At 63.5% G+C, this 25784-nt stretch carries 24 protein-coding genes; 4 read left to right on the top strand and 20 right to left on the bottom strand.

All coding sequences use genetic code 11. From position 1 onward, the window contains the following. Positions 1–158 precede the first annotated feature (158 nt). The 5 genes from mazG to cysM all read right to left on the bottom strand — a co-directional run bounded on the left by mazG (position 159) and on the right by cysM (position 6721). A complete protein-coding gene (gene mazG / locus B5T_RS07580) occupies positions 159–974 on the bottom strand; it encodes a nucleoside triphosphate pyrophosphohydrolase (protein ID WP_014993902.1) in 816 nt (271 codons plus the stop codon). Between the two features lie 22 nt (positions 975–996). Then, positions 997–3234, bottom strand: coding sequence for a GTP diphosphokinase (gene relA, locus B5T_RS07575; RefSeq protein ID WP_014993901.1), 2238 nt, complete (start codon positions 3232–3234; stop codon positions 997–999). 238 nt (positions 3235–3472) lie between these two features. Beyond that, a complete protein-coding gene (gene rlmD, locus B5T_RS07570; protein ID WP_014993900.1) occupies positions 3473–4819 on the bottom strand; it encodes a 23S rRNA (uracil(1939)-C(5))-methyltransferase RlmD in 1347 nt (448 codons plus the stop codon). 215 nt (positions 4820–5034) lie between these two features. Then, positions 5035–5814, bottom strand: coding sequence for a 3'-5' exonuclease (locus B5T_RS07565; RefSeq protein ID WP_014993899.1), 780 nt, complete (start codon positions 5812–5814; stop codon positions 5035–5037). 7 nt (positions 5815–5821) lie between these two features. Continuing rightward, on the bottom strand, positions 5822–6721 hold the full coding sequence (gene cysM, locus B5T_RS07560) for a cysteine synthase CysM (RefSeq protein ID WP_041717411.1): 900 nt from the start codon (positions 6719–6721) through the stop codon (positions 5822–5824). Positions 6722–7030: 309 nt separating this feature from the next. Between cysM and B5T_RS07555 the strand changes: the two genes are divergently transcribed. Both B5T_RS07555 and pdxJ read left to right on the top strand, forming a co-directional pair. After that, a complete protein-coding gene (locus B5T_RS07555) occupies positions 7031–9745 on the top strand; it encodes a response regulator (protein ID WP_014993897.1) in 2715 nt (904 codons plus the stop codon). Between the two features lie 254 nt (positions 9746–9999). Beyond that, a complete protein-coding gene (gene pdxJ, locus B5T_RS07550; protein WP_041716933.1) occupies positions 10000–10728 on the top strand; it encodes a pyridoxine 5'-phosphate synthase in 729 nt (242 codons plus the stop codon). Positions 10729–10883: 155 nt separating this feature from the next. Here the strand turns inward: pdxJ and recO are convergent, their stop codons facing one another. The 11 genes from recO to rpoE form a co-directional block, all read right to left on the bottom strand. Further along, entirely contained in the window at positions 10884–11576 is a 693-nt protein-coding gene (gene recO, locus B5T_RS07545) for a DNA repair protein RecO (RefSeq protein WP_014993895.1), read from the bottom strand. After that, positions 11554–12462 carry a GTPase Era gene (era, locus tag B5T_RS07540; protein ID WP_014993894.1) on the bottom strand — a complete coding sequence of 303 codons (909 nt, stop codon included), beginning with the start codon at positions 12460–12462 and terminating at the stop codon, positions 11554–11556. Before era ends, recO begins: the two co-directional genes overlap by 23 nt. Next, complete coding sequence (gene rnc, locus B5T_RS07535; RefSeq protein ID WP_014993893.1) at positions 12455–13141, bottom strand: ribonuclease III; 687 nt, start codon at positions 13139–13141, stop codon at positions 12455–12457. Before rnc ends, era begins: the two co-directional genes overlap by 8 nt. Continuing rightward, positions 13138–13515, bottom strand: coding sequence for a DUF4845 domain-containing protein (locus B5T_RS07530; RefSeq protein ID WP_014993892.1), 378 nt, complete (start codon positions 13513–13515; stop codon positions 13138–13140). The genes rnc and B5T_RS07530 overlap by 4 nt, the downstream gene beginning before the upstream one ends. A 4-nt stretch (positions 13516–13519) precedes the next feature. After that, positions 13520–14308: a signal peptidase I gene (gene lepB / locus B5T_RS07525; RefSeq protein WP_014993891.1), complete on the bottom strand. Its 789-nt coding sequence runs from the start codon at positions 14306–14308 to the stop codon at positions 13520–13522. After that, positions 14308–16107: a translation elongation factor 4 gene (gene lepA / locus B5T_RS07520; protein WP_014993890.1), complete on the bottom strand. Its 1800-nt coding sequence runs from the start codon at positions 16105–16107 to the stop codon at positions 14308–14310. The genes lepB and lepA overlap by 1 nt, the downstream gene beginning before the upstream one ends. A 154-nt stretch (positions 16108–16261) precedes the next feature. Further along, positions 16262–17731 carry a DegQ family serine endoprotease gene (locus tag B5T_RS07515; RefSeq protein ID WP_014993889.1) on the bottom strand — a complete coding sequence of 490 codons (1470 nt, stop codon included), beginning with the start codon at positions 17729–17731 and terminating at the stop codon, positions 16262–16264. A 52-nt stretch (positions 17732–17783) separates the two neighbouring features. Continuing rightward, positions 17784–18245, bottom strand: coding sequence for a SoxR reducing system RseC family protein (locus B5T_RS07510; protein WP_014993888.1), 462 nt, complete (start codon positions 18243–18245; stop codon positions 17784–17786). Continuing rightward, a complete protein-coding gene (locus tag B5T_RS07505; protein ID WP_014993887.1) occupies positions 18242–19222 on the bottom strand; it encodes a MucB/RseB C-terminal domain-containing protein in 981 nt (326 codons plus the stop codon). The genes B5T_RS07510 and B5T_RS07505 overlap by 4 nt, the downstream gene beginning before the upstream one ends. A 3-nt stretch (positions 19223–19225) precedes the next feature. Beyond that, the gene (locus B5T_RS07500; protein ID WP_014993886.1) at positions 19226–19816 is read right to left on the bottom strand and encodes a sigma-E factor negative regulatory protein; all 591 of its coding nucleotides are present in this window, start codon (positions 19814–19816) and stop codon (positions 19226–19228) included. A 4-nt stretch (positions 19817–19820) separates the two neighbouring features. Then, complete coding sequence (gene rpoE / locus B5T_RS07495) at positions 19821–20405, bottom strand: RNA polymerase sigma factor RpoE (protein WP_014993885.1); 585 nt, start codon at positions 20403–20405, stop codon at positions 19821–19823. 368 nt (positions 20406–20773) lie between these two features. Between rpoE and nadB the strand changes: the two genes are divergently transcribed. Then, positions 20774–22411, top strand: coding sequence for an L-aspartate oxidase (gene nadB / locus B5T_RS07490; RefSeq protein ID WP_014993884.1), 1638 nt, complete (start codon positions 20774–20776; stop codon positions 22409–22411). On the opposite strand, the gene B5T_RS07485 is transcribed toward nadB, so the two are convergent. After that, the gene (locus tag B5T_RS07485; protein WP_014993883.1) at positions 22395–22829 is read right to left on the bottom strand and encodes a hypothetical protein; all 435 of its coding nucleotides are present in this window, start codon (positions 22827–22829) and stop codon (positions 22395–22397) included. The two genes, nadB and B5T_RS07485, sit on opposite strands and share 17 nt — an antisense overlap. After that, positions 22789–23046 carry an FAD assembly factor SdhE gene (locus B5T_RS07480; RefSeq protein WP_014993882.1) on the bottom strand — a complete coding sequence of 86 codons (258 nt, stop codon included), beginning with the start codon at positions 23044–23046 and terminating at the stop codon, positions 22789–22791. Before B5T_RS07480 ends, B5T_RS07485 begins: the two co-directional genes overlap by 41 nt. 395 nt (positions 23047–23441) lie before the next feature. Here B5T_RS07480 and ygfZ point away from each other — a divergent pair, with 395 nt between their 5' ends. Beyond that, positions 23442–24404 (top strand): CAF17-like 4Fe-4S cluster assembly/insertion protein YgfZ, encoded by a 963-nt coding sequence (gene ygfZ / locus B5T_RS07475; protein ID WP_014993881.1) that lies wholly within the window; start codon positions 23442–23444, stop codon positions 24402–24404. Between the two features lie 125 nt (positions 24405–24529). On the opposite strand, the gene B5T_RS23010 is transcribed toward ygfZ, so the two are convergent. Together B5T_RS23010 and B5T_RS07470 are read right to left on the bottom strand one after the other, a co-directional pair. Continuing rightward, positions 24530–24742, bottom strand: coding sequence for a hypothetical protein (locus tag B5T_RS23010; protein ID WP_148279225.1), 213 nt, complete (start codon positions 24740–24742; stop codon positions 24530–24532). Then, positions 24727–25728, bottom strand: coding sequence for an NAD(P)H-dependent flavin oxidoreductase (locus B5T_RS07470; protein WP_014993880.1), 1002 nt, complete (start codon positions 25726–25728; stop codon positions 24727–24729). Before B5T_RS07470 ends, B5T_RS23010 begins: the two co-directional genes overlap by 16 nt. Positions 25729–25784: the final 56 nt, after the last annotated feature.

Below are 25784 nucleotides of genomic sequence, written 5' to 3'. Positions count from 1 at the left end.
CCGCGCGAACATCCTGGTTGCTTGGGGGCGGAGTATGGGGAGAGCGAATGACGGAAAAGTTGCTTTTATGTGAAGTTTTTATTTCACAACCGCGAGATGGGACGTGACAGACAGATGACGAAGCCCGCGGGGCGCCGTCATCAGCGGCGTCGGGGGAATTACTCCTGATCCTTGGCGTGGCGCCAGAGTTGTTCCAGTTGTTCAGTATTCAGCCCGCTCAGGGGTGACGAGCTGACGGTTTCCATGTGGTGGAAGCGGCGTTCGAACTTCGCGTTGGCGCGACGCAGCGCCTGTTCCGGATCCAGTTTCAGATGGCGGGCCAGGTTGATCAGGGAAAACAGCACATCGCCGAACTCGTCCTCCACGGCGGTGGCATCGCCACCGTCCAGGGCCTGATCCAGCTCCGCCCACTCCGCTTCCACCTGGGCCCGCACCGGCGCCGGTCCGGGCCAGTCAAACCCCACCTTAGCCGCTTTCTTTTGCAGTTTGGTGGCACGTTGCAAAGCCGGCAGCCCTTCCGGTACGCCGTCGAGCGCGCTGCCATGCTCACGCCCCTTGGCTCGCCGCTCCTCGGCCTTGATCGCCTCCCAGTTGGCGTTCACCGCCTGCTCATCGGCGGCCGGGTCGGTGCCGAACACGTGGGGATGCCGGCGGACCATTTTATCGCTGAGGGTCCGCACCACCTGCTCGAAGTCGAACAACGCCGCTTCCCTGGCCATCTGCGAGTGAAACACCACCTGCAACAACAGATCACCCAGTTCTTCCTTGAGCTCGCCGTAATCCCGGCGGGCGATGGCTTCGGCCACCTCGAACGCTTCCTCGATGGTATAAGGCGCGATGGTGTCGAAGTTCTGCTTCAGGTCCCAGGGACAGCCGTCCTCCGGATCCCGCAACCGCGCCATGATATCCAGCAGTTGCGCGATGGCGCTGGTCGCGTTGTTGTCCGTGCTCAAGGAAACCTCCTGGTGATACATCGCTGGTATGCGAATCGGCGTTTCACTTCTTGTAGCGCCGCACTTCCAGCACCCCTTTGAGCTGGTCCAGCTTGGCCAGCACCTTGCCCAGGTTACCCAGCGAGGAAATCTCCAGGGTCAGCAGCATGGTGGCGGTGTTGTCCTCGGTATGGGACTGGGTATGCACGGCGGTGACATTGACCTTCTCATTGGAAAGCACCGCGATCACATCGCGCAGCAGACCCTGACGATCCCAGGCGCGCAGGAAAACATCCACCGGATAGAAGATGCGGTCCGCCTCGCCCCAACTCACCTCGATCACCCGGTTCGGCTCCTCGCCCTGCATCGCCAGCAGGTTCGGACAGTCCGCCCGGTGCACGGTGACCCCGCGCCCCTGGGTGATAAACCCCATCACCGGATCGCCCGGCACCGGCTGGCAGCACTTGGCCATCTGCGTGAGCAGGTTGCCCACCCCGTGGATGGTGATGTCACCGGACGCCGATGCGCGCGAGCGCGCCGGCACGAACGCCAGTTCCTGTTGCGGGTTGTCCGGCGACAGCGCCTGGGCCTGATTGACCACATGACCCGGGCGCAGATCGCCGGCGCCCAGCGAGGCCAGCACATCGTCACCGCTTTTCAGATTGAGCTGCGGTGCCAGCAGGTCCAGGTCGATGCGATCCAGAGCCAGCCGTGACATTTCCCGCTCCAGCATCGCCTTGCCCTGGGCGATGTGCACATCGCGGTCCTGGCGCTTGAACCACTGCTGGATGCGGGCCCGGGTGGAGGAAGCGGCCACATAGCCCAGTGACGGCGTCAGCCAGTCACGGCTGGGGCCCCCTTCCCTGGTGGTGAGGATCTCCACCTGCTCGCCAGTGTTCAGGGTGTAGTTGAGCGGCACGATGTGGCCGTTGACCTTGGCGCCCCGGCAACGGTGCCCCACCTCGGTGTGGATATGGTAGGCGAAGTCCACCGGGGTGGCGCCGGCTTCCAGATCGACCACGTGGCCATCCGGGGTGAATACATAGACCCGTTCGCTGGTCAGACCGTGCTTGAGCTCGTCGACCACGCTCTTGGCGTTGTCGCCCAGTTCTTCCTGCCATTCCAGCACCTGGCGCAGCCAGGCGATGCGGTGCTCGTAGTCGCTCTGCCCACGGCGCACCTTGGAGCCTTCCTTGTAGCGCCAGTGAGCGCACACGCCGAGTTCCGCTTCCTCGTGCATATCGAAGGTGCGGATCTGTACTTCCAGCATCTTGCGTTCCGGGCCGACCACCGCGGTATGCAAACTCTGGTAGCCGTTGTCCTTGGGGCTGGCGATGTAGTCGTCGAACTCCTTGGGCACGTGCTTCCACAGCGAATGCGCCACCCCCAGCGCGGCGTAGCAGTCACGCACCTCCGGCACCAATACGCGAACGGCGCGAACGTCATAGACCTCGCCGAACTCCAGGTGCTTCTTCTGCATTTTGCGCCAGATGCTATAGATGTGCTTGGCCCGGCCGTACACCTGGGCGCCACGGATGCCGCTGCGCTCCAGATGACCGCGCAAATCCTCGATCACTTTTTCGATGTAGTGCTCGCGGTCCAGCCGCTTCTCGTCCAGCAGCTTGGCGATCTTCTTGTAGGCCCCGGGTTGCAGGTAGCGGAAGGACAGGTCCTCCAGCTCCCACTTCAAATGACCGACGCCGAGACGGTGGGCCAGCGGCGCGTAGATATCGAAGATCTCCTGGGCCACCTTGCGCTGGCGTTCCGGCTCCGACTCCTTCACCGCGCGGATGATGACGGTCCGCTCGGCCAGCTTGACCAGCGCCACGCGCACGTCGTCCACCAGCGCCACCAGCATCTTGCGCACATTGTCGAGTTGGCCGTCCTGCTGCCCGAGCACCGCCTTGCGGGTGGGGTTGAGCACGGTGCTGATGGCGGCCATGCGCAGCACGCCCTCGATCAGCCGCGCCACCCGCTCGCCGAACTCCTTGTCCACTTCCAGCAGCGACATCTGCCCTTCGCGGACCGCCCGGTACAACACCGCCGCCGGCAGGGTTTCGGTATCGGCACCGAGGTCGGCGAGGATATCCGCCATTTCCAGACCGATGGTCAGGCAGCCCTTGCCATAGGGCCATTTGGCGCCGGCCGCGTTGCCGGCCAGTTCGCATTGTTCGGCCCTGGCGCAGGCCCGCGCCAGGGTGTCCGCGTCGCGCACCACGGTGCGCTTCTGTAACTGCTCAAGCCATGCCTGCCAGTCATGGCTCGGGGTTTCCAGGGGTTGCTGCCGCCGGACGGTGACCATGGCATACCTCCGTGATGTCTTGGCGCCGGATCACCATCGATGACCGCCCCGATAACGCCTATCGGAGGGGCACGCTGATGACCGCGCATTCTTCCGGACGGACCAGCCCTGGCCGTCCCGTTATCAATCCGCTGGCCCGACCGCCGTACCCGGCCATCGGGCCCTCGCCCGGCAAACCAGCATCCTGTGCCGATTTGCACTCAATCGGTTCATCGCCGCCGGCCGGGCCGGCGCGCCATCAATCGCGGTCGAACACCGCGATCGACTCGACGTGGGCGGTATGGGGGAACATATCCATCACACCCGCCGCCTTAAGACGGTAACCCCGGCTCACCAGTTCCCCGGCATCGCGCGCCAGGGTCGCCGGGTTACAAGATACATACACCAGACGGCGCGCACCGAATTGGGGCATTAGCCGCACCATTTCAAGCGCTCCGCTGCGTGGTGGGTCAAGCAACACCCGATCATACCGCCGTTGCGCCCAGGATTGCCCCTGTGGCGCCTGGAACAGGTCCCAGGCGTGAAACTCCAGGTTGTCCAGGCCGTTGCGGCGGGCGTTCTCGTAACCGCGCCGGACCATCGCCTCGCTGCCCTCCACGCCGACCACACGGGCGGCGCGACGGGCCGCCGGCACGGTGAAGTTGCCGAGGCCGCAAAACAGGTCCAGCACCTGATGATCCGGGGCGATCTCCAGCAAATCCAATGCCAACGGCACCATTTGCTGGTTTATATCGCTGTTGACCTGGGTGAAATCGGTGGGGTGGAACGCCAGTTCCACATCCGCCTGTGGGTAACGCGGATCCGCATGACGATAGTAAAGGCGCTCTTCCCCTTGTTCCGGCCATACCCGGTGCACGGTGGATTCGTTGCCCGGCTGCAGGTACAGATGGAAGTCACATTGCTGGCAGAACGTCAGCAGCCGCTGCTGGTCGGCTTCGCTGAGCGGGTCCATGTGGCGCACGATCAGGGCCACCGGACCATCGCCACGGGCCACTTCGATCTGCGGAATACGGCTGCGTCCCTCGAGGCCGTCGATCAGGGCGCGGAAGTCCATGAAGCGGTGCCCCACTTCCGGTATCAGCACTTCGCATTGGCGCAGATCGGCGATGAAGCTGTTGCGCTTCTCGCGGAACCCCACCAGCGTCTCGCCGCGCCCCTCCACGTATTTCACGCCCATGCGCGCCTTGGCGCGATAGCCGGTGACCGGCCCGGTGAGCGGATCAAGCCAGCGCTCCGGGGCCAGGCCGCCGAAATGGGCCAACTGCTCCTCCAGCACCGCCTGCTTGCGCGCGATCTGCCGTTCCGGCGCCACGTGCTGCAGACTGCAGCCGCCACACAGGCCGGCGTGCTCGCAGGGCGGCGTGACCCGGTCCGGTGACGGCGACAGAATCTCCACCGCCCGGCCCTCGTCGAACTTGCGCCGCCGGTAGGTGAATTTGAACATCACTTCCTCGCCGGGCAGGGTGTTGTCGATGAAGGTGGTTTTGCCGTCCAGACGGGCGATCCCCCGGCCATCGTGGCTGAGGGATTCAATGGTGGCGGCCACCGGTGTTTCCGGCAGTTTTTTCTTGCGACGTGGGGCCATAAAATGCAATTGAGTTGACAGTTGATAGTGGACAGTTGACAGCGAATAAGAAAAAGGCAAAAAGCTCGATCTTTAGCCGCTGTAGGAGCTTGCCTGCAAGCGAATGGGGTTCGCTCGGGCGTTTAGCAATATTCGCTTGCAGGCAAGCTCCTACAGCAGCTGAAGATCACCCTCCCTGCTCTTGTTTTTTGTCTTTCGCTGTCAACTGTCCACTATCAACCGTCAACGGATTCCCAGGTCTCCAGGAACGCCTGGAAATGCGGGAGGTTCTCGGCTTGCAGATAATCACGCAACAGGTCCAGTTCCGCCTGGTAGCCGGTGGCGTCGATCTCGCCGCGCATCAACTGGAAGCGCAGGAACACCAGCCAGGTGTTGAGCACATCGGTCTCGCAGTAGTCGCGGATGCCTTTGATATCGCCTTCCTGGAAGGCGTCGAACACCTTGGCGCCGCTCATGCCCATCTTGCCGGGGAAGCCGAGCAGCGAGGCGATCTGATCCAGCGGCGCCACCGCGCGGCCGTTGAACATGGCCAGTTGGTCCATCACGTCCAGATGGCGCTGGTGATAGCGGCTGATGTAATTGTTGAAGCGGAAGCTGGTGTCCTCGCCGCCGGTTTCCCAGAACCGCCGCGCCACCACGCCATGCTTGAGCGCGCGATAGTTGAGCACCGGCAGATCAAAACCACCGCCGTTCCAGCTCACCAGCTGCGGCGTGAACCGTTCGATACCGTCGTAAAAGCGCTCGATCAGTTCTTTTTCACTGCTGGCCTCGTCCCCCAGGGACCAGACCTTGATGCCCTGGGCGGAGCGCAGCACCACCGAGATCGCCACGATCCGATGCAGGTGCAGACGCAGGAACTCGGTGCCGTTTTCCTGACGGCGCAGATTGAACAGCGCGCTGGCGGTGTCCTTGTCGTTGAGCCCGTCCAGATCATAGAGACGGCGACCGCCGTCCAGGTCCGGGATGGTCTCGATATCAAAAACCAGTACGTTCATGCCCTGCTTACTCCTGACCGGAGGAAAACACACCGGTGGACAGGTAACGGTCGCCCCGGTCACAGACGATTGCCACGATCACGGCGTTTTCCAATTGTTCGGAAAGCTGCAGGGCACCGGCCACCGCGCCACCGGAGGAGACCCCGCAGAAGATGCCCTCTTCCCGGGCCAGACGGCGCATGGTGTCCTCGGCCCGTTGCTGGGTCATGTCGATCACCTGATCCACCCGCGCGTCATCGTAGATGCTCGGCAGGTATTCCTTGGGCCAGCGGCGAATACCGGGAATCGATGCGCCGTCGGAGGGCTGCAGGCCAACGATTTGAATCGCCGGGTTCTGCTCCTTCAAATACATGCTGCAGCCCATGATGGTGCCGGTGGTGCCCATGGAGCTGACGAAATGGGTGATGCCGCCGCCGGTGTCGCGCCAGATTTCCGGTCCGGTGGATTCATAATGCGCCAGCGGGTTGTCGGGGTTGGCGAACTGATCCAGTACCTTGCCTTCGCCACGCGCCTGCATCGCCTGGGCCAGATCCCGCGCCCCTTCCATGCCCTCCTCGGCGCTCACCGAGATCAACTCGGCGCCGTAGGCGGCCATGGCGTCGCGGCGCTCCTGGCTCTGATTGGCCGGCATGATCAGCGTCATCTTGTAGCCGCGCATGGCCGCCGCCATGGCCAGGGCAATGCCGGTGTTACCGCTGGTGGCCTCGATCAGCGTGTCCCCCGGCTGGATCTCGCCGCGCTCCTCCGCCTTGCGGATCATGTTGAGCGCCGGGCGATCCTTCACCGAACCGGCGGGATTATTGCCTTCCAGCTTCACCAGAATGGTGTTCGTCGTGTTCCCCGGCAGCCGCCGCAGCCGCACCAGCGGCGTATTACCGACCGTGGATTCAATGGTTTTGTAGTTCATGGGCGGCATTGTAGCCCAAGCCCGATGGCGGGCCCATAGTTCGCTGGCACGCTGGCACGCTGGCACGCTGGCACGCTGGCACGCTGGCACGCTGGCACGCTGGCACGCTGGCACGCTGGCACGAAGGTTCCCAGGCTAGGCAGCCCTGTCAACGCTTTTAATAACCAGCAAATGCGGCCTCTGGCCGCCTCCTCATTCGCGTGCAAGCGTGTTGCGTGTCGGCGTGTAAGCGGACAAGCCTCCCCCCGCCACTGGCAGCCACCGCAAACTCCGGCATAATGACCGCCACCGAATAGCAATAAGGCGAATATGGCCCGCTCCAGTCTGCGCACCCGCATCATGGCGATGACCGCCCTGCCCGCCCTGTTGGCGGCGCTGGTGGTCGGCGGCTATGCGCTGATCAATCGTATTCTGGAACTGCGCGTGGACGATGCGCTGCGTCAGCAATTGATCATCGACAGCTATGCCGCCCGGCTGGCCGCCCTGGAAGGAATGCCGGACACCTCCCGCGACCAGTTGCTGCGCGAGTTGCTGGAACAACCGGATGTCCGCGCCACCAGCCTGGCCGATCACCGTGCCGGCTGGCATTTGCACGCGGGGCCACGGCTGCGGCCGGTGGAACGCAGTGAAACCAATGAGGTGGGCGGCGCCCGGCTGCTCACCGACTCCAGTTGGCAGTTGGTCCGCCCCCTGCCGGGCCGCCCCAATCAGCTGCTGACGGTGGAGTTTTCCCGCCAGGGCCAGTACGTGGAAATCCTCGAATCCATGCTCACCATGTTCGGCGTGGTGATGCTGCTGATGGCGCTGGCGCTGATTCCCGCCTCGCGACTGGCGGCCCAGGTCACCCTGCCCATCGGCGGCCTGCTGGACACCGTGCGGCGGGTCCGCGACGGCGATCTCAGCCCACCGCCAAAGACCGGCGCCCTGGGCGAACTGGCCGATCTGGAAGACGGCCTGCGCAATATGGTGGGCGCCCTGGACGATGCCCAGGCGGAGCTGCAGAAGAACGTGGATCAGGCCACCCAGGATTTGCGCGAAACCCTGGAGACCATCGAAATCCAGAACATCGAACTGGACATGGCGCGCAAGGAAGCGCTCAAGGCCAGCCAGATCAAGTCCGAGTTCCTGGCCAACATGAGCCATGAGATTCGCACACCGCTGAATGGCATCATCGGCTTCACCCGGCTGCTGGAACGCTCGGATCTGTCGCCCCGCCAGCAGGATTATCTGAACACCATCCGCAAGAGCGCCGAGGCGTTGCTGTCGATCATCAACGACATCCTCGACTTCTCCAAGATCGAGGCCGGGCGCCTGTCGCTGGAACACATTCCCCTCAACCTGCACGACATCATCGAGGACGTGCAGACCATGCTGGCGCCACTGGCCCAGGAGAAAGGCCTGGAGCAGGCGGCGATCATCTATTCCGATCTGCCCTCCCACCTGCTCGGCGACCCGCTGCGCATCCGCCAGGTGCTCACCAACCTGGTCAGCAACGCGATCAAATTCACCGAGCACGGTTCGGTGGTGGTACGGGCCATGCTGGAGGAGCAGAAAGGCGCCGAGGCGGTGGTCAAGATCACCGTCACCGACACCGGCAACGGGCTCAGCGAGGACGTGCAGCGCGGCCTGTTCAACGCCTTCACCCAGGCCGACCAGAGCGCCAGCCGCCGGGCCGGCGGCACCGGGCTGGGGCTGGCCATCTCCAAGCGTCTGGTGGAAGGCATGGGCGGCGAGATCGGCATCGACAGCACCCCCAGCCAGGGCTCCACCTTCTGGTTCACGCTGCGCTGCGAGCGCGATGTGGGCACCCGCCCGGAATCACCGCCGGCGGAGCTGGCGCGGCTGTCGGTAACGCTGGTGGAAGCCAGCGAGTACGCCCGCCTGGGTCTGTACCATATGTTTTCCGGCTGGCGCATGCGGATCAGCGAAATCCAGGGCATGGACGTGCTGGATTCACATCTGGCGGCGGAGAACCTGCCGGAAACCGATTTCTATGTGGTCGGCGTGCCGGCCATGACCCGCGACCCGGTGGGGCTGGCCCCGCTGATCCAGCGGCTGGCGCGGCACAGTCAGGCACCGGTGCTGGTGCTGGCCAACAACGGCGACTATCTGGCCGACGAACTGGCCGACCAGCCCCATTGCCGGGTGCTGGGCAAACCCGCCACCCGCCGCCGCTTGCGCGATGCTCTGCTGGAATTGAGCGGCCTGGGCGGCGACCGCTCCCGCCACCAGGAATTGCTGACGCCCCTGGGCTACCATCCGCGCGTGCTGGTGGTGGACGATCATCCCGGCAATCTCAAACTGGCGCGCATTTTTCTCGAGGAACTGGGCGCCGAGGTGGTGCCCTGCGCCGGTGGCCAGGAGGCCCTGGAGGCGTTCAGCCAGGGCACCTTCGACCTGATTTTCATGGACGTGCACATGCCCGGCATGGACGGTCTGGAAACCACCCTGGCCCTGCGTGAGCGGGAAGGCGAAAGCCAGCGCACGCCGATCATCGCGCTCACCGCCCACGCCCTGGAAAACGAAAAGCGCGCCCTGCTGGCCGCCGGCATGGACGACTACCTGAGCAAACCGATCACCGAGGAGCAGCTTCGCCATACTCTGGAGCGCTGGGTTCTCGGTCGACAAAGCAGCACACCGGCACAATCGGAAAACAAGACCGCTGACATCGACATCGAGCCGGACACCCCGGTGGTGGATGAGGAACTGGGCCGCAAACGCGCCGGCGGCCGCGACGCCCTGGCCCGCGACATGTTCGAGATGCTGCTCAACAATCTGGAACAGGACGGCCCCGGCATTCGTGACCTGGCGCAAAGCGGCGACCTGGAAGAGCTGCTGGAACGGGTCCACCGCCTCCACGGCGCCACCCGCTACTGCGGCACTCCGCGCCTGGAACAAGCCGCCCGCCGCCTCGAGGAAGGCCTCAAGGGCCATCAGCCGGAAGCGCAGTTGGATGCCTTGGTGGGGCAGTTATTGGCGGAGATTGAGCAAGTGCAAGAACACGGAAAGACAGTTGACAGTTGATAGTGGACAGTTGACAGCGAAAAACAATAAAGACAAAGAAGCTCGATCTTCAGCCGTTGTGGGAGCTTGCCTGCAAGCGAATATTGCTAAACGTCTGAGGGCCCCCATTCGCTTGCAAGCAAGCTTCCCGCAGTAGCTAAGGAGGCCTGTTGTTTTCGTTTTTTCGCTGTCAACTGTCCACTATCAACTGTCAACTTCCAATTGCCTTTTCCGTTATCATATCGGTTCATTTCCAACCCACGGTACTCATCCCCATGCCTTCTTCCGTTCTTCTCGGCGTCAATATCGATCATATCGCCACGCTGCGACAGGCCCGCGGCACCCGTTATCCGGAGCCGGTGCAGGCGGCGCTGGTGGCGGAGCAGGCGGGGGCCGACGGGATCACGGTGCACCTGCGCGAGGACCGGCGCCATATCCAGGATCGTGATGTAGAGCTGCTGGCGCAAACACTACAAACCCGCATGAATCTGGAAATGGCGGCCACCGAGGAGATGGTCGGCATCGCCCGCCGCATTGGTCCGGCTCATTGCTGTCTGGTACCGGAGAAACGGGAAGAACTGACCACCGAAGGCGGTCTCGACGTGGCCGCTAACGAAGCCTGGATCAAGGCCTGCTGCGACCGCCTGGGCGAAGCGGGCATCGAAGTGTCCTTGTTCATCGACGCCGACGCCACGCAGATCGAAGCAGCCCGTCGCTGTGGCGCCCCGGCCATCGAGATCCACACCGGGCATTATGCCGACGCCACCAACGAAGCGGCACGGCTGGCGGAACTGGAACGGGTACGAGAAGGCGTGGCACTGGGTCTGAACGCCGGACTGATCGTCAACGCTGGTCATGGCCTGCACTACCACAACACCCGCGACATCGCCGCCATCCCTGGCATCAACGAACTCAACATCGGCCACGCCATTATCGCCCAGGCAGTCATCAGCGGCCTGCATGAGGCGGTGCGGGAAATGCGGGAAATCATAAAGAATAGTTGATAGTGGACAGTTGGCAGCGAAAAGCGAAAAACAAAAACAGGTGGTCTTTAGCCACTGTAGGAGCTTGCCTGCAAGCGAATATTGCCAAACGCCCGAGCGCACCCCATTCGCTTGCAGGCAAGCTCCCACAGCGGCTAAAAATCGTTTTTTTGCTGTTAGCTGGTGCCGCGAAATAATTCGCGGCTCCTCAGCGGTCTTCCGCCCAGGTGTGGCGCCAGGGCTTCGCGCAGTAGTTGTTTGGCCATGCGGCGGACCGCCGGGCTCCAGTGGTCTTCGGCCAGGGCTTGCAGGTCGGCGCCGGAGTGGCCGTTTTTGTTGGGTATCAGCCCCAGGTCCGGCACCCAGCCGTAGCGCAGTTCCGGCGATAGCGGTTGCCCTTCGCCATCGTGTTCGAGCACCAGGCCGTAGCCCACCTCTTCCAGCAGCACCATTTCGAAACGGCGCAGGGACACATCCAGGGGCGTGTCGCCTTTCAGCTCGTTCAACGTGTGTTCGTAGGCGGGCCACAGGTCCGGATGAGGATCGTCGCGGTGCAGCAAGCGTACCAGCAGCTCGTTGAGGTAGAAGCCGCAATACAAGGCGTTACCGCTCAGGGCGACGGCCACGCCGCGCGGTTCCACCTGACGCAGGGTATGGAGTTCGCCGCTGCCCTGCTGCAATTGCACCCACAGCGGCACGAACGGCGCCAGCGCCGGGTTACGACGGCCACCGCGGGCCACCGCGCCGACCCGGCCGCCGCCGGGCAGGAACAGGTCGAGAATCAGACTGGTGTTGCGGAACGGCCGGCGATGCAGCAGCCAGGCCGGTTCGAGGCCGTTGGCGCCGTCAGGATTGTCGCGAGTCGTCATAGCCCAGGGAACGCAGGGCGCGATCGTCATCGGACCAGCCAGCCTTGATCTTCACCCACAGATTGAGCATGACGCGGCGCTCGATCAGGTTTTCGATGTCGCGGCGGGCCTGGGTGCCGATGCTCTTGATGCGCTCGCCTTTATCGCCGATGAGAATTTTTTTCTGCCCGCGCCGTTCCACCAGAATGGTGGCGGCGATGTCGGTGACACGGGGTCCGTCCTCCCACAGGTCGATTTCCACGGTGACCTGATGGGGGACTTCCTGACCCAGTTGCCGGACCACTTTTTCGCGGATGATTTCCGCCGCCATGAAACGCAGGCTGCGATCGGTGAGTTGGTCCTCGTCGAACCAGAAATCGCCTTCCGGCAAGCGGGAAACCAGCGCCTGTTCCAACACGTCCAGGTTGTGTCCGCCCAGCGCGGACACCGGAATCACTTCGGCGAAATCGTGACGCTGGTTGAGTTTGTCCAGCAACGGCAGCATGGCGGCTTTGTCGTCCAGGCGATCCACTTTATTGACCACCAGGATCACCGGAATGTCGCCGGCCCGGGCCAGCAATGACAGTACGTGCTCGTCACCTTCATTCCACTTGTCGCTGTCCACCATGAAACAGATGACATCCACATCGGACAACGCCGACATGGCCGCTTCGTTCATGGCCCGGTTGAGTGCCCGTTGCTGGCCGGTATGGATGCCCGGGGTATCGGCGAACACGATCTGGCAGTCGTCCCGGGTCAGAATGCCGTGGATACGGTGACGGGTGGTCTGCGGCTTACGCGAGGTGATACTCACCTTCTGGCCGATCAAATGGTTCATCAGCGTGGATTTGCCCACGTTGGGGCGGCCGATGATCGCCACCAGACCGCAGCGACGGGATTCACTCATAGGTCTGCTCCAGCCACTCCAGAGCCTGCTCCGCGGCCTGCTGCTCGGCACGCCGGCGGCTCGGGCCGCTGGCACGGAAGGTTTTCTTCAAGCCACTCAGTTCGCATTCCACCTCGAAGGATTGTTTCGGCGCCTGGCCGCTGATCGACAGCACGCCGTAGACGGGTAATTCATATTTGCGCGCCTGCAGCCATTCCTGCAAGCGGGTTTTGGCGTCCTTGCGCACGCTCTGCGGGCTGATCGCCGCCAGCCGGGCTTCGAACCAGCTCAGCACGACTTCGCGGCAGGCGTCTTCACCGCCATCAATGACCATGGCGCCGATCAGCGCTTCCAGGGTATCGGCCAGGATGGAGTCACGCCGGTGGCCGCCGCTTTTCAGCTCACCGCCGCCCAGAATCAGGTATTCCCCCAGACCCAGCTCGCGGGCCACTTCCGCCAGGGTCTGGCCACGCACCAGCGAGGCGCGCATGCGGGTCAGTTGCCCTTCCGCCGCGTCCGTAAAACGGTGGAACAGTTCGGTGGAAATGATCTGGCTGAGCTGGGCGTCACCGAGGAATTCCAGCCGCTCGTTATTGTGACGCCGGCTGACGCTGCGATGGGTCAACGCCAGTTCCAGCCGCTCCCCATCGCTGAAACGGTAGCCCAGGGCCTTTTCCAAACGCTCACGGTGTTCGATCACGGCGCCGCCGATTTGCTGAATGTGTCCTGGAACGTCATCACCACGGACACATTGTAGAACAGCGGCTCACGGACTTCGTAATCCACCGCCACCGAAACACGGCCGCCTTCCTTACTCACCACCAGGTCATTGGCGGTGATCGCATTGACCTGATTGATGATGAAACGCTTGCTCAGCGCGTCGCGGATTTCCCGCTCCGACATCAGCGCGGTCTTGCTGTCGCCAAGCAAGGAAACGGTCGCCGATTTGATGGTGTTGTACTCCATATACGCCGGCACCATGCGGAACGCGGCGGTGCCGAACACCGCCAGAACGATCAGCACCACGATCCAACCCAATAGGGAAAGCCCCCCCTGACGTGCGCGCCCTTTCATGTTGTTATGTCTCCACTTTGTCGATCGCGCCGTTGCGGGAGAAGCTGGGCAGCGAGAAGAACGGTTCCCAGTGCATCCAGATCAGGAACGCCTTGCCCACCACCAGATTCTCGGGGACGAAGCCCCAGAAACGGCTGTCGTTGCTGTTATCCCGGTTGTCACCCATGACAAAGTACTCCCCCTCGGGTACCTGCCACTTGCCCTGGGTGTTGCGGGGAATGACCTTGTCTCCGGTGTACGGATTGACCGGGCCTTCCTGGCGAATCAGATGCGAATGTTCGCCGAGCACCTCGATATACTCACGGCGCCACGCCTGACTGTTGCTACCGTTTTTGATCAGGTCGCGCCGCACCGCTTCACCGTTGACGTACACCACATTATCACGCACTTCCACTTCATCACCGGGGAGACCGATCACTCGTTTGATGAAATTCTGAGCACGGTTTTCCGGAAATTTGAACACCATCACATCACCGCGCTCCGGTTCGCCGGTCTCCAGGATCTTGGTGTTGGTCACCGGCAGGCGCAGCCCATAGGCGAATTTGTTGACCAGAATGAAGTCGTGCACTTCCAGGGTCGGCAGCATGGAGCCGGAGGGGATGGTGAACGGTTCCACCACGAAGGAGCGGATCACCAGCACCACGAAGAACACCGAAATCAACGAATTCGAAGTCTCCACCGTGCTGCCCAGACTTCCGCCTCTCTGACGCAGTTTAAACAGCCGGTCGAGTATCCATACCACCACGGTGACCAGCAGCGCCAGGGTCAACCAGAAGCCAATATCTATATCCATCAGTCATCCACCTTCAGCACGGCAAGGAAGGCCTCTTGGGGAATTTCCACGTTGCCCACCTGCTTCATCCGTTTCTTGCCCTCCTTCTGTTTCTGGAGGAGCTTCTTCTTACGAGACACGTCACCGCCGTAACACTTGGCGGTGACGTTCTTGCGCAGCGCCTTCACCGTCTGGCGGGCAATGATCTTGCTGCCGATGGCGGCCTGGATCGCCACGTCGAACATCTGCCGGGGCACCAGTTCCTTCATCTTCTCGATCAGCACCCGGCCGCGATGGGCGGATTGATCCAGGTGGCAGATCATCGCCAGCGCATCGACCTTGTCGCCGTTGATCAGCACGTCCACCCGCACCAGTTTGGTGGCCTGGAAACGCTCGAAGGCGTAGTCCAGGGAGGCGAAGCCCCGGCTCACCGACTTCAGCCGATCGAAGAAATCCAACACCACTTCGGCCATGGGAATGTCGTACACCAACGACACCTGCTTGCCCAGGTACTGCATGCCCTTCTGCTCACCGCGGCGCTCCACGCACAGGGTGATCACGTTGCCCACGTATTCCTGCGGCACCAGGATATTGACGCGGGCGATGGGCTCGCGGAATTCCTCGATCTTGTTGCCTTCGGGCAGCTTGGACGGGTTGTCCACGTACAGCAGGCTGCCGTCACTGAGCATCAATTCGTACACCACGGTGGGCGCCGTGGTGATCAGGTCCATGTCGTATTCCCGTTCCAGCCGCTCATGGATGATCTCCATGTGCAGCATGCCGAGGAAGCCGACGCGGAAGCCGAAGCCCAGCGCGTCCGAGGTTTCCGGCTCGTAGAACAGGGAGGCGTCGTTCAACGCCAGCTTGGACAGCGCGTCGCGGAAGTCCTCGTAGTCGTCCGCGGAGACCGGGAACATGCCGGCGTAGACCTGCGGTTTGACCTTCTGGAAGCCGGGCAGCGCCGGCACGTCCGGGCTGTTGGCGTGGGTCAGGGTATCGCCCACCGGCGCACCGTGAATGTCCTTGATGGTGGCGCTGACCCAGCCCACCTCGCCGGCTTCCAGATGCCGGGTTTCGGTGCGTTTGGGAGTGAAAATCCCCAGGCTGTCCACCACATGGGTCTGGCCGGTGGATTTGACCACGATCTTGTCGCCTTTCTTGAGGCGGCCGTGCTTGACCCGCACCAGACAGATCACGCCCATGTAGTTGTCGAACCAGGAATCGATGATCAGCGCCTGCAAACGGCCGCCGCGCTCCCCTTCCGGTGCCGGGATGCGCTCCACCAGTTGCTCGAGCAAATCATCGATACCGACACCGGTCTTGGCCGATACCCGGCAGGCGTCCATGGCGTTGATGCCGATGATCTCCTCGATTTCCTCGATCACCCGTTCCGGTTCCACCTGCGGCAGGTCGATCTTGTTCAGTACCGGCAGCACTTCCAGATCCTGCTCGATGGCGGTGTAACAGTTGGCCACCGACTGCGCTTCCACCCCCTGAGCGGCGTCCACCACCAGCAAGGCCCCCTCGCAGGCCGACAGCGAGCGGGACACCTCGTAGGAGAAGTCCACGTGGCCGGGGGTATCGATGAAGTTGAGCTGGTAGGTTTCCCCATTGCGAGCGGTGTAGTGCAGCGTCACGCTTTGCGCCTTGATGGTGATGCCGCGCTCGCGCTCAAGATCCATGGAATCGAGAACCTGCTCCTTCAGTTCCCGATCGCTGAGGCCGCCACAGGTCTGGATGAAGCGGTCCGCCAGGGTGGATTTGCCGTGATCGATGTGGGCGATGATGGAGAAGTTGCGAATATGGGTAATGTCGGTCACAAATTGCCGCCAGGGAACGAAACGATGGAGGGCGATTCTAGCGGATTATGCACCCGGCAACCAAAGTTGTTGGTCGCCGGGCGCCATAAACCGCATCAGGCAGGCCGATCGTGGTCCTTTCGTCCATGGAAAGGAATGGAAAGGACCGCGATGATCACTGCCCCAGCTTGAGGGCGATGAAGCGGGCGTTGCCGCCGCGGTTGACCAGGGCCGGCACGGTGCCCTGCTCGGGCAGGTTCTTGACGATGTCCTGCAAGGCGTCGATGTCCTTGACCGGCTGGTTATTGAGAGACACCAGAATATCGCCGCTGCGAACGCCCGCGGTGCGGGCCGGGCCCTCTTCCACCTTGGCGACGACGACACCGTGATCGGTCTTGGCGCGGGCCAGTTCGGCGGCGCTGGCGTCGCGCACCTGCAGGCCGAGCACGCCGCCCTGGGCATCCTCGCCACCACCGCCGGCGGCGGCCTGGCGCGGATCCTCGGGCAATTGGCCCACGGTCACGGACAAGTCTTTCTTGCCGCCGTCGCGCATCACCGTCAGGTCTACTTCGCTGTCCGGCTTGATGGTGCCGACCACCTTCGGCAGGTCACCGGAACGCTCGATCTGATGACCATCGAACTCGATGATCACGTCACCGGGTTGCAAACCCGCGGCGGCGGCCGGCGAGCCGTCCACCACCTGGGCCACCAGCGCCCCCATGGGCCGCTCCAGGCCGAAGGACTCGGCCAGATCCCGGTCCACCTCCTGGACCAGCACGCCGAGCCAGCCCCGGCTCACCTTGCCGGTGTCCTTGAGCTGTTCCACCACATCCATGGCCATGTCCATGGGGATGGCGAAGCTGAGCCCCATGTAACCGCCGGAGCGGCTGATGATCTGGGAATTGATACCCACCACTTCGCCGTTCAGATTGAACAACGGCCCGCCGCTGTTGCCAGGGTTGATGGCCACGTCGGTCTGGATAAACGGCACATAGTTGTCCGATGGCAGGCTGCGCCCCTTGGCGCTGACGATGCCGGCGGTCACCGAGCTGTCGAAGCCGAACGGCGCGCCAATGGCCAGCACCCATTCGCCCACCTTGAGATTTTCGGAGGAGCCGATGTTGACCACCGGCAAGTCGGAAGCCTCCACCTTGAGCAGGGCCAGGTCGCTCTGCTCATCGGCGCCCACCAGTTCGGCATCCAGCTCCCGGCGGTCCTGCAGGCGCACCACGATTTCGTCGGCGTCGGCGACCACGTGATTGTTGGTCAGCACATAGCCGTCGCTGGAGATGATGAAGCCGGAGCCCAGGGAGCGGACGTCCTCCTGTTCCGGCATGCCGCCGCCGAATTCATCGAAGAAGCGGCGGAAGAATTCCGGCAGCTGCTCCATTTGCTGTTGCCGGTCGCTGGCGTCACGGTGGGTGACGGTGCTGATGTTGACCACCGCCGGGCCCTCTTTCTCCACCAGCGCAGTGAAGTCCGGCAGGCCGGTGACCAGCGGCTGGGAAGACGGCTGCGCCTGGGTTGGCGAGGCCGCCTTGGGCTGTTCCGCCGGCGCCTGTTGTTGCTCCGAACCACCGCAACCGGCGATCACCAGCCCCACCGCCAGCAGCGGCGGCAACAAATAGTGTTGAATCATTCCCATGGAAAGCTCCCTGTGCATCGATGGAGTCTAGTGTGTCTTGTGCTGACAGCGGTTATGGCGAAACGATCCTGACCGCCCCATCCTCCCGCACCGGACGGCGGCGCAGGACCGTTGGTTGATACGCCCGGCCGCGATCACCGCGATCGCGCCAACGATTGATGATGAAACCCAGCAGCAGGCCCAGCACCCCGAACAGCGCGGCGCCGTCGAACGGCAACGGCAAGGCGCCGCCGAGCAAAGCGCCCGCAAACAGTAAAACCAGGGGTAAAGCGTAAACCCACAGAGCACCGCGCAGCAAAGCGCCTTCGGGAATGCCCACCACCACTTCCTCGTCGTCCTGGAAAGTGTCGCGGGTCAACACGCGAAGACGGGCACGCTGCCCGCCGCTTTGATTGATCAGACGATGGCCGCAGCCCTTACGGGCCTGGCAGGCATCACAGACACCGGCCCGCACGGTTTCCACCCAGATCGCGCCGGGCTCCCGTGCCACCACGCGCCCGTGCTCCTCGATCATTGCGCCGTGGAGACCTGTATTGATTGCATGACCCGTTCGGCCGTGGGCTGGGGGATTTCACCCACCAGGGTCATAAGGAAGGTAACTGGCCCGTTCTGGGTGTGGCGGCTGATCGCCACGGTGGGACCGACCCGGCTGACCCCCTCTTCGGGGCTGGCGCCGTCGGTGGCTTCGGCGAAAACGGTGAAGGTGGCGAGACCGTCACTGTAACTCTGTGCCGCCACCGGATCCGCCACCGTGTCGACACGGCGCCAGTCCTGATCCACGGCCTCGAAACCGCCGGGCAGCCACTGCGCCTCAATGACGAAATTACCGGGCCGGGAAGACGCCACGTTTTCCAGGGCCCGTTCGCTGTGGGTCTCGGGCACATCGAAGTCTGCCCGTTGCAGCCCGGGACTCAAATCCAGGGTGACGAATTCCACTCGCTCCAGCGCCAGGCCGTTGCCATCCACCATTTCCGACTTCAGCAGCAGTTTGCTTTCGTCATCCAGCCACAGCCGGTAACCGTAACGGTGGTTGTCCAGCGGCGCCACGCGCACGCGCAGGGTCGATCGGCCAGCGACGCGGCCGTCACCGTCGAGGAGAACGTTGTACTGGGAAGGGATGGCGCTCGCCAGCCGGTCCTGGAATTCCAGCGGGGAGCCGTCGGCGTCGTCGGAGATCCGGGTCAGGGTGCCGTTGGAATGCAGGCAAACCAGTTCCGGTCCACGCCGCAGCACTTCCACCAGGCGGCCGTCGAGATGGGTCAGACGCTGATATTGATGATCGTCGAAGACCGCATGACTCACCTCCATGGTGCTCACTTCGGCACCAAACTGATAGAGGAAACGGCCTTTATAGTTGAGTTGCCGGGACGCCTCGGACATGGATTGCAGCAGGGTCGCCGCGGGGGCTTCCTGAGCCGAGGCCGGCGGGGCGAGCAGCAGCGCCGGCAGCGGCGCGATCAGGGTCAGACCAAAAGCGAGGGTTCGCAGCATTCGTTAGCGTGCTCCGTTGCGGGCGTCCATGCTCACCAGACGGGCATAAGGCATCATGCCCTGCCCGCTGTGGCGCGCGGCGAACTCACTGTGCCGCATCAGCATGGCGTTGACCCGCGGCTGGGCCGCGTTGACCTGCACCGGCACCGCGCCGGCACCGCCACGGGCACTTTGCGACACCAGCGAAAGATCGCCGAACGGACGGCTCATGCGCTGATCATTGGCGGCCAGGGTGTTTTGCGGCGCGCCGGAAGACAGGGAAGAGCCGGAGGGCCCACTCCAGTACTGCCAGCCCACCACGGTGGCCGCGGCCACGGAGGCGGCCACCGCCACCCGGGCGAAACCACCCACCAGGCCGGACCGGCGCGCCGGCGCCGATTCCGCCGCCAGCGCCTCGGACAGACGCGCGTTAAAGGACGATGGCACCGGCCGAACCGCCTGGCCATGCATCACATCACGGGTGAGTTGCCAACGGGCCAGGGTATCCAGATCGCTCTCATCCAGCGTATCCAGATCCCGCAGCACCCGCCGCGTCTCGAATTCATTGGTTTCACCGTCCAGCAGGGCGGACAACACTTCAAAGTCCCGTTTCATGACCTCACCCTTTGTCTCCACGTTGCGACCCTAGCAGGGGCCGCACCGCCTCGTCGATGGCTTCCCGAGCCCGGAAGATGCGCGAACGCACCGTTCCCACCGGACATTCCATGACCACCGCGATGTCCTCATAGCTGAGGCCCTCGAATTCACGCAGGGTCACGGCGGTCTTGAGTTCCTGGGGCAGTGCCTCGATGGCCCGGTGGATTACTGCCTCCAGCTCCTCAGACAACACATGGGACTCAGGGGTTCCAATCTCGTGCAGGATTTCCGCACCACTGTACTGTTCCGCCTCGGCGGCATCCAGGTCGGTGCCCGGAGGACGGCGCCCCTGGGCCACCAGATGGTTCTTGGCGGTATTGACGGCGATGCGGTAAAGCCAGGTATAGAAGGCACTGTCACCGCGGAACCGCGGCAAGGCGCGCCAGGCTTTGATAAAGGCTTCCTGAGCCACGTCCTGGACCTCATCCTGGTCGCGGACGTAACGGCTGATGAGAGCGAAAATGCGTTGCTGGTACTTCAGTACCAACACTTCGAAGGCGCGCTGATCACCAATCTTGGCTTTTTTGACCAACTGTTCGTCGGACACCTAGCACTCCTTCGGGGTGGTCGTGGCAAGACGAGCGGCGGCATCCCGTCGGCACGGCACGCGCGGCGCATACCGACCAGGCGCCGATGGCCCTGTTTTTCCCGTCGTGAGCTGGTGTTGCAGAAGCACTGTGCCCCCCGGAACGTCGCGTTCTTCGCCTTGCCCTGGCCGTGCCGGAGCGAATTCGGCGCCGCCAGCCAGGATTGAAGCGCGGTATTGTAACAGGAGTTACCTGGACCGCTATACTGGCCTCCCTGAACATGGCCGGTTTTCACAATGGTTCAACAATTCACCTCCATAATCCGCCGCTTTGCGTATCGTCCCCGGTCACGGTGTCGAGCCGGCGGCGCGGATAACCGCGGATAGCTATGGCAACCTTTCATTACGACGTTCTGATCATCGGTTCCGGCGCCGCCGGCCTGACCGTGGCCCTGCGCCTGCCCGACGATGCCCGCGTGGCACTGCTTTCCAAGGGTGAACTGACCCACGCCAGCACCTATTACGCCCAGGGCGGCGTGGCGGCGGTGCTGGATGAATCCGATTCCATGGACAGCCATGTCCAGGACACCCATGTGGCCGGCGCCGGCCTGTGCCACGACGACGCGGTGCGGTTCACCGTGGAAAACGGCCCGGAAGCGATCCGCTGGCTGATTGAACAAGGGGTGGATTTCACCCGCATGCCCGGCGGCCAGGACGCGCCCCTGCCCTACCACTTGACCCGCGAAGGCGGCCACAGCCACCGGCGCATCATCCACGCCGCCGACGCCACCGGCGTGGCGATTTCCAGCACGCTGATCGACCGCGTCAAGGAAAAAACCAATGTGGAACGGTTCGAACACCGGGTGGCGGTGGACCTGATCACCCAGGTGCACAATGGCGAGCGGCGCTGCTGCGGCGCCTATGTGCACGATATCCGCAGCGGCGCAACCGATGTCATTCTGGCCCGCTCGGTGGTGCTGGCCACCGGCGGCGCCTCCAAGGTGTACCTGTACACTTCCAATCCGGACGTGGCCACCGGCGACGGCATCGCCATGGCCTGGCGCGCCGGCTGCCGGGTGGCGAACATGGAATTCATGCAGTTCCACCCCACCTGCCTGTACCACCCCAAGGCCAAGAGCTTCCTGATCACCGAGGCGATCCGTGGCGAAGGCGGCAAACTGCTGCTGCCCAACGGCGAACGTTTCATGCCGCGCTTCCATGAACGGGCGGAACTGGCGCCACGGGACGTGGTGGCCCGCGCCATCGACCACGAGATGAAGCGCCTGGGCGCCGACTGCCTGTATCTGGACATCAGCCACAAGCCGGCGGATTTCATCATCGAGCACTTCCCCACCGTCTACGCCAAGTGCCTGCAACTGGGTCTGGACATCACCCGCGATCCGATCCCGGTGGTGCCGGCGGCCCATTACACTTGCGGCGGGGTGATGATCAACGAGAACGGCGAAACCGACCTGCCCGGTCTGTACGCGCTGGGCGAAACCAGTTTCACCGGCCTGCACGGCGCCAACCGCATGGCCAGCAATTCCCTGCTGGAATGCCTGGTGTACGGCCGCTCCGTGGCCCGCCACATCAGCGAGCACCTTGCCGGTCTGCCGCTGCCGCGCGGCGCCGAGGAATGGGACGACAGCCTGGTCACCGACTCCGACGAAGACGTGGTGATCAGCCACAACTGGGATGAGTTGCGGCGCTTCATGTGGGACTACGTGGGCATCGTGCGTACGGTCAAACGGCTGGAGCGGGCGCAGCACCGAGTGGATTTGCTGCAGAAGGAAATCAGCGACTATTACAGCAACTACCACATCAGCAACGATCTGCTGGAGCTGCGCAACCTGGTGGTGATCGCCGACCTGATCATCCGCTCGGCGCTGCAGCGCCGGGAAAGCCGGGGCCTGCATTTCATGCGCGAGTTTCCCGGCCCCCAGGATCCGCCACGTGACAGCGTTCTGGTGCCGGACAACAGCCCCCTGCACGAGGGCGCCCTTTCGCCGGTCAGCGCCGCCGATTGAGCCAGAGCACCTGACGCAGCGGCGTGAGCGCCGCCTCCCCGGCCTGGTCGGCGAAGATCCAGACCCAGCCCCGGCCGGGGCAGCGCAGTGCCAGCCAGGACCCGGGCGTCCAGGCGCGGAACGGCGCCGTCACCGTGACCCTGTGCCCTTCCGAACCCCGATCCTCCAGATCCCCATTTTCCAACACCAGAGTCACTTCCGTGGCGGTCACCGCCACCGCCCTCACCTGCGGCGGCGTCCACTGCCACAACCCCCAGGCCAGCCCTACCAGCAGCGGCGGCAAGGCCCACGCCGGCACCGCGCTGTGCCACAGCGCCAGCGCGGCAATCAGCAAAGCGGCAAGGCGCAGACGGCGCGGCCAGGCCGAAGGACCCAGCTCAAGACGGGGTGGAAACGAGGCCGAGTATGTGCCGGACATAGGCGCGCAACTCCAGGTCTTGCGGTTCCGAACGGGCGGTGAACCACTCCAGCATGTCGACGTCCGCGCATTCCAGCAGTTTCGGGAACAGCGCCCGGTTGGCCTCGCTATCCTGCTCGAAGTGATGATCCAGATAGCCGTACAGCACCACCTCCACCTCGGAAGCGCCACGACGGCACTGCCAGCGATAACGACGTTTCAGATCGGCCAGCGACATGTCTTTCCCCAATACGATTGCAGGCGAGCAATTGTATGTCAGGCGACGTTCCGGCGATATGGTAAGAGCCTGTTTAAGGTCTCTACGCCACCGCGCCGGAGTTCATTTTTTCGTCAGGTCGTGATTCCGATTGTGCGGTGTAGTCATTCTACATAAACAAGCGTAATCGCGGCCTGGCGGAAAAAGGGGCCCGGCCCTTCGGGTTGCGCTGGAAAAGCCGCCAGACGACGCCCCGGCCTTTGACTTTGGACCCACCAGAGCCTGCAGTCCATGACGTCGTCTGGCGGCTTTTCCAGCGGCAACGCGGCGGCGTAGAGACCTTAAACAGGCTCTTCGGCTGACAGCACCCACCCCGATTCCCTATCATGTGTGACCAGCCAACAACCGGGAACACTATGAGCGCTTGGTCTTCTTTGATCGCTGAACTCTCCCCCGCCAACGGCGGCGTTACCACACCGGCCCTGGCGATCTGCGACCATCTGGCGGTGGTGCGGGTGCGCGGCGAGGAAGCGGGGTCCTATCTGCAAGGGCAACTCACCTGTGACCTGCAACGGATCGACCAGGGCGAGCACCATGCCGCCATGCATCTGTCGCTGAAAGGCCGGGGCCTGGTGAGCCTGCGCCTGATCCGCGATGACCAGGGCTATCTGATCCTGTGCCCGGCGACCATGGCCGAGACGGTGATCCGTTGCCTGGAAAAATACCGCCTGCGCGCCAAGGTGACGTTTGAAGTGGCGGAGGATCTGCGCGTGATCGGACTGGCCGGAGCGCTGGAGCAAACCGGCCTGCCGCTGCCGGAAGCAGGCCACGGCCGCCACCATGATGGCCTGACCCTGCTGCGTTATCCGCTCACCGAGCAATTGCTGGTGATCGGCGCTGACGACGCCCTGGCGGAACTGAGCCGGGCGCAACTTAAGCGGGCAAGCCGCACCCCGGTCGACGGCGAGGGCTGGCGTTTTCTCGATATCGGCGCCGGCGAAGGCCAGATCTACCCCGGCGGCGAGGATCTGTTCCTGCCCCAGGTGCTCAACTACGACCTGCTCGGCGGCGTCAGCTTCAACAAAGGCTGCTACACCGGCCAGGAAGTGGTGGCGCGCATGCACTTCAAGGGCAAGCTCAAGCAACGCATGGCCGCCTTCACCTACAACGGCCCGCCCCTCTCCCCGGGACAACCTCTGCGCAACACCGACGGCCGCGCCGTCGGCGAAGTGGTCGACAGCGCCCGCGGCGAACCCACCCCCCGCCTGCTCGCGGTGGTGCGTTTGGACCATGAAGGAGAGTTGTTCGCTGATGATCAGGCGCTGAACGTAACGTCGCTCGATTTGCCTTATGAGCTACCGAAGAAAGTTGACAGTTGATAGTGGACAACAAAAGCAGTTGACAGTGGACAGTTGACAGCGATAAAGACTGGACCAAAGCACACTTTGCGATCTTGCAAAGGCTATTTGCGAATTCACAACTTTCGAGTTCTGGCACTGCTCCATTATTTTTTCATCTTTATAAACCAAAAGGCCGCGCCTAAACCCTGGACGCGGCCTCTTTTCTCTCGGATCAATCTTTCCTTTCTGTGGGAGCTTGCTTGCAGGCGAATATTGCCAAACGCTGAAGCGAACCCCCATTCGCTTGCAGGCAAGCTTCCCACAGCGGCTAATTTTGTTTTTCGCTGTCCACTGTCAACTATCAACTGCTTTTCCATTCTTCTTCCAGCGTCCGCACCAACTCCGCCACCGGCATCTCCCGGGAACGGTGCGCGCCGGTGCCGGCCCAGAGGCTTTTCCAATCGGCGCCGGCGCCTTTGCGCAAGGGGGAGGTCAGGCGGTGTTGTTCCGGGTAGGGGGCAATGTCCTGGGGGGCGCGCTCATCCATCCAGGCGTTGGCCAGACCTCGTGCCCAGCGGCCGGACACCGCGCGGGTGACGCCGGTGGCGCCGGGGCCGGCGTCCGCCAGCCGTTGTTTCCAGACTTCCGCCGTGTCCGCTTCATGGCAGCGCAGAAACGCCGTGCCCAGTTGCGCGGCGGCGGCACCGGCACGCATCACCCGCGCCATGTCAGCGCCGTCCATCAAACCGCCGGCGGCGATCAACGGCAGCGACACCGCTTGCCGGCAGGCCGCCAGCAGAGCGTCCAGCGCCATGCCCGGTGCCAGCGGGTCGACGCTCCCGCGATGGCCGCCGGCTTCCTCGCCTTGCAGTACCACCGCATCGACGCCGTCCTCGGCCAGCGCTTGCGCTTCCGCCACGCTGGTGGCGGTGCCCACCAGGACGATACCGCGCGCGCGGCAGGCGTCCATGCGATCCCTGGGCAGACGGCCGAAGGTGTAGGAAAACACCGCCGGCCGCGCTTCCAGTACCGCTTCAAACTGCTCGTCAAAAGACGGCAGCGGCGCGAACTGTTCCGGCATGGCCACGCCGGCGGCGGCATAGCAGGAACGCAGCGCCGCCTTTGCGTTTACCACTTGTTCGGCGTCCGGCGTTTGCGACGGCGGGATAAACAGATTGATGGCGAACGCATCGCCGCCGGCGTCGCGCACCCCCCGGGCCGACTCGAGGATCGCGGCGCCGCTCAAATAGCCGGCGCCCACCGAACCGAGCGCGCCGGCCCGGCTCGCTTCGGCGACGAAACGGGCACCACTGATACCGCCGGCCATGGGCGCTTGAATCAAGCTGTAATGCTGGAAAGACATGCCTAGCTCCCTGCTTGGAACGAAGAAGGAGCCTAACCCTAACGCCCGGCGGCGCG

Source organism: Alloalcanivorax dieselolei B5, from assembly GCF_000300005.1.
Classification (GTDB): Bacteria; Pseudomonadota; Gammaproteobacteria; order Pseudomonadales; family Alcanivoracaceae; genus Alloalcanivorax; species Alloalcanivorax dieselolei.
This window is presented reverse-complemented; position numbering and strand designations above follow the sequence as displayed.

What these genes read in the sequence shown, in the direction of transcription:
- mazG (WP_014993902.1), bottom strand. Translation starts at nt 974, where the DNA reads ATGTATCACCAGGAGGTTTCCTTGAGCACGGACAACAACGCGACCAGC.
- relA (WP_014993901.1), bottom strand. Translation starts at nt 3,234, where the DNA reads ATGGTCACCGTCCGGCGGCAGCAACCCCTGGAAACCCCGAGCCATGAC.
- rlmD (WP_014993900.1), bottom strand. Translation starts at nt 4,819, where the DNA reads ATGGCCCCACGTCGCAAGAAAAAACTGCCGGAAACACCGGTGGCCGCC.
- B5T_RS07565 (WP_014993899.1), bottom strand. Translation starts at nt 5,814, where the DNA reads ATGAACGTACTGGTTTTTGATATCGAGACCATCCCGGACCTGGACGGC.
- cysM (WP_041717411.1), bottom strand. Translation starts at nt 6,721, where the DNA reads ATGAACTACAAAACCATTGAATCCACGGTCGGTAATACGCCGCTGGTG.
- B5T_RS07555 (WP_014993897.1), top strand. Translation starts at nt 7,031, where the DNA reads ATGGCCCGCTCCAGTCTGCGCACCCGCATCATGGCGATGACCGCCCTG.
- pdxJ (WP_041716933.1), top strand. Translation starts at nt 10,000, where the DNA reads ATGCCTTCTTCCGTTCTTCTCGGCGTCAATATCGATCATATCGCCACG.
- recO (WP_014993895.1), bottom strand. Translation starts at nt 11,576, where the DNA reads ATGACGACTCGCGACAATCCTGACGGCGCCAACGGCCTCGAACCGGCC.
- era (WP_014993894.1), bottom strand. Translation starts at nt 12,462, where the DNA reads ATGAGTGAATCCCGTCGCTGCGGTCTGGTGGCGATCATCGGCCGCCCC.
- B5T_RS07530 (WP_014993892.1), bottom strand. Translation starts at nt 13,515, where the DNA reads ATGAAAGGGCGCGCACGTCAGGGGGGGCTTTCCCTATTGGGTTGGATC.
- lepB (WP_014993891.1), bottom strand. Translation starts at nt 14,308, where the DNA reads ATGGATATAGATATTGGCTTCTGGTTGACCCTGGCGCTGCTGGTCACC.
- B5T_RS07515 (WP_014993889.1), bottom strand. Translation starts at nt 17,731, where the DNA reads ATGGGAATGATTCAACACTATTTGTTGCCGCCGCTGCTGGCGGTGGGG.
- B5T_RS07510 (WP_014993888.1), bottom strand. Translation starts at nt 18,245, where the DNA reads ATGATCGAGGAGCACGGGCGCGTGGTGGCACGGGAGCCCGGCGCGATC.
- B5T_RS07505 (WP_014993887.1), bottom strand. Translation starts at nt 19,222, where the DNA reads ATGCTGCGAACCCTCGCTTTTGGTCTGACCCTGATCGCGCCGCTGCCG.
- B5T_RS07500 (WP_014993886.1), bottom strand. Translation starts at nt 19,816, where the DNA reads ATGAAACGGGACTTTGAAGTGTTGTCCGCCCTGCTGGACGGTGAAACC.
- nadB (WP_014993884.1), top strand. Translation starts at nt 20,774, where the DNA reads ATGGCAACCTTTCATTACGACGTTCTGATCATCGGTTCCGGCGCCGCC.
- B5T_RS07485 (WP_014993883.1), bottom strand. Translation starts at nt 22,829, where the DNA reads ATGTCCGGCACATACTCGGCCTCGTTTCCACCCCGTCTTGAGCTGGGT.
- B5T_RS07480 (WP_014993882.1), bottom strand. Translation starts at nt 23,046, where the DNA reads ATGTCGCTGGCCGATCTGAAACGTCGTTATCGCTGGCAGTGCCGTCGT.
- ygfZ (WP_014993881.1), top strand. Translation starts at nt 23,442, where the DNA reads ATGAGCGCTTGGTCTTCTTTGATCGCTGAACTCTCCCCCGCCAACGGC.
- B5T_RS23010 (WP_148279225.1), bottom strand. Translation starts at nt 24,742, where the DNA reads ATGGAAAAGCAGTTGATAGTTGACAGTGGACAGCGAAAAACAAAATTA.
- B5T_RS07470 (WP_014993880.1), bottom strand. Translation starts at nt 25,728, where the DNA reads ATGTCTTTCCAGCATTACAGCTTGATTCAAGCGCCCATGGCCGGCGGT.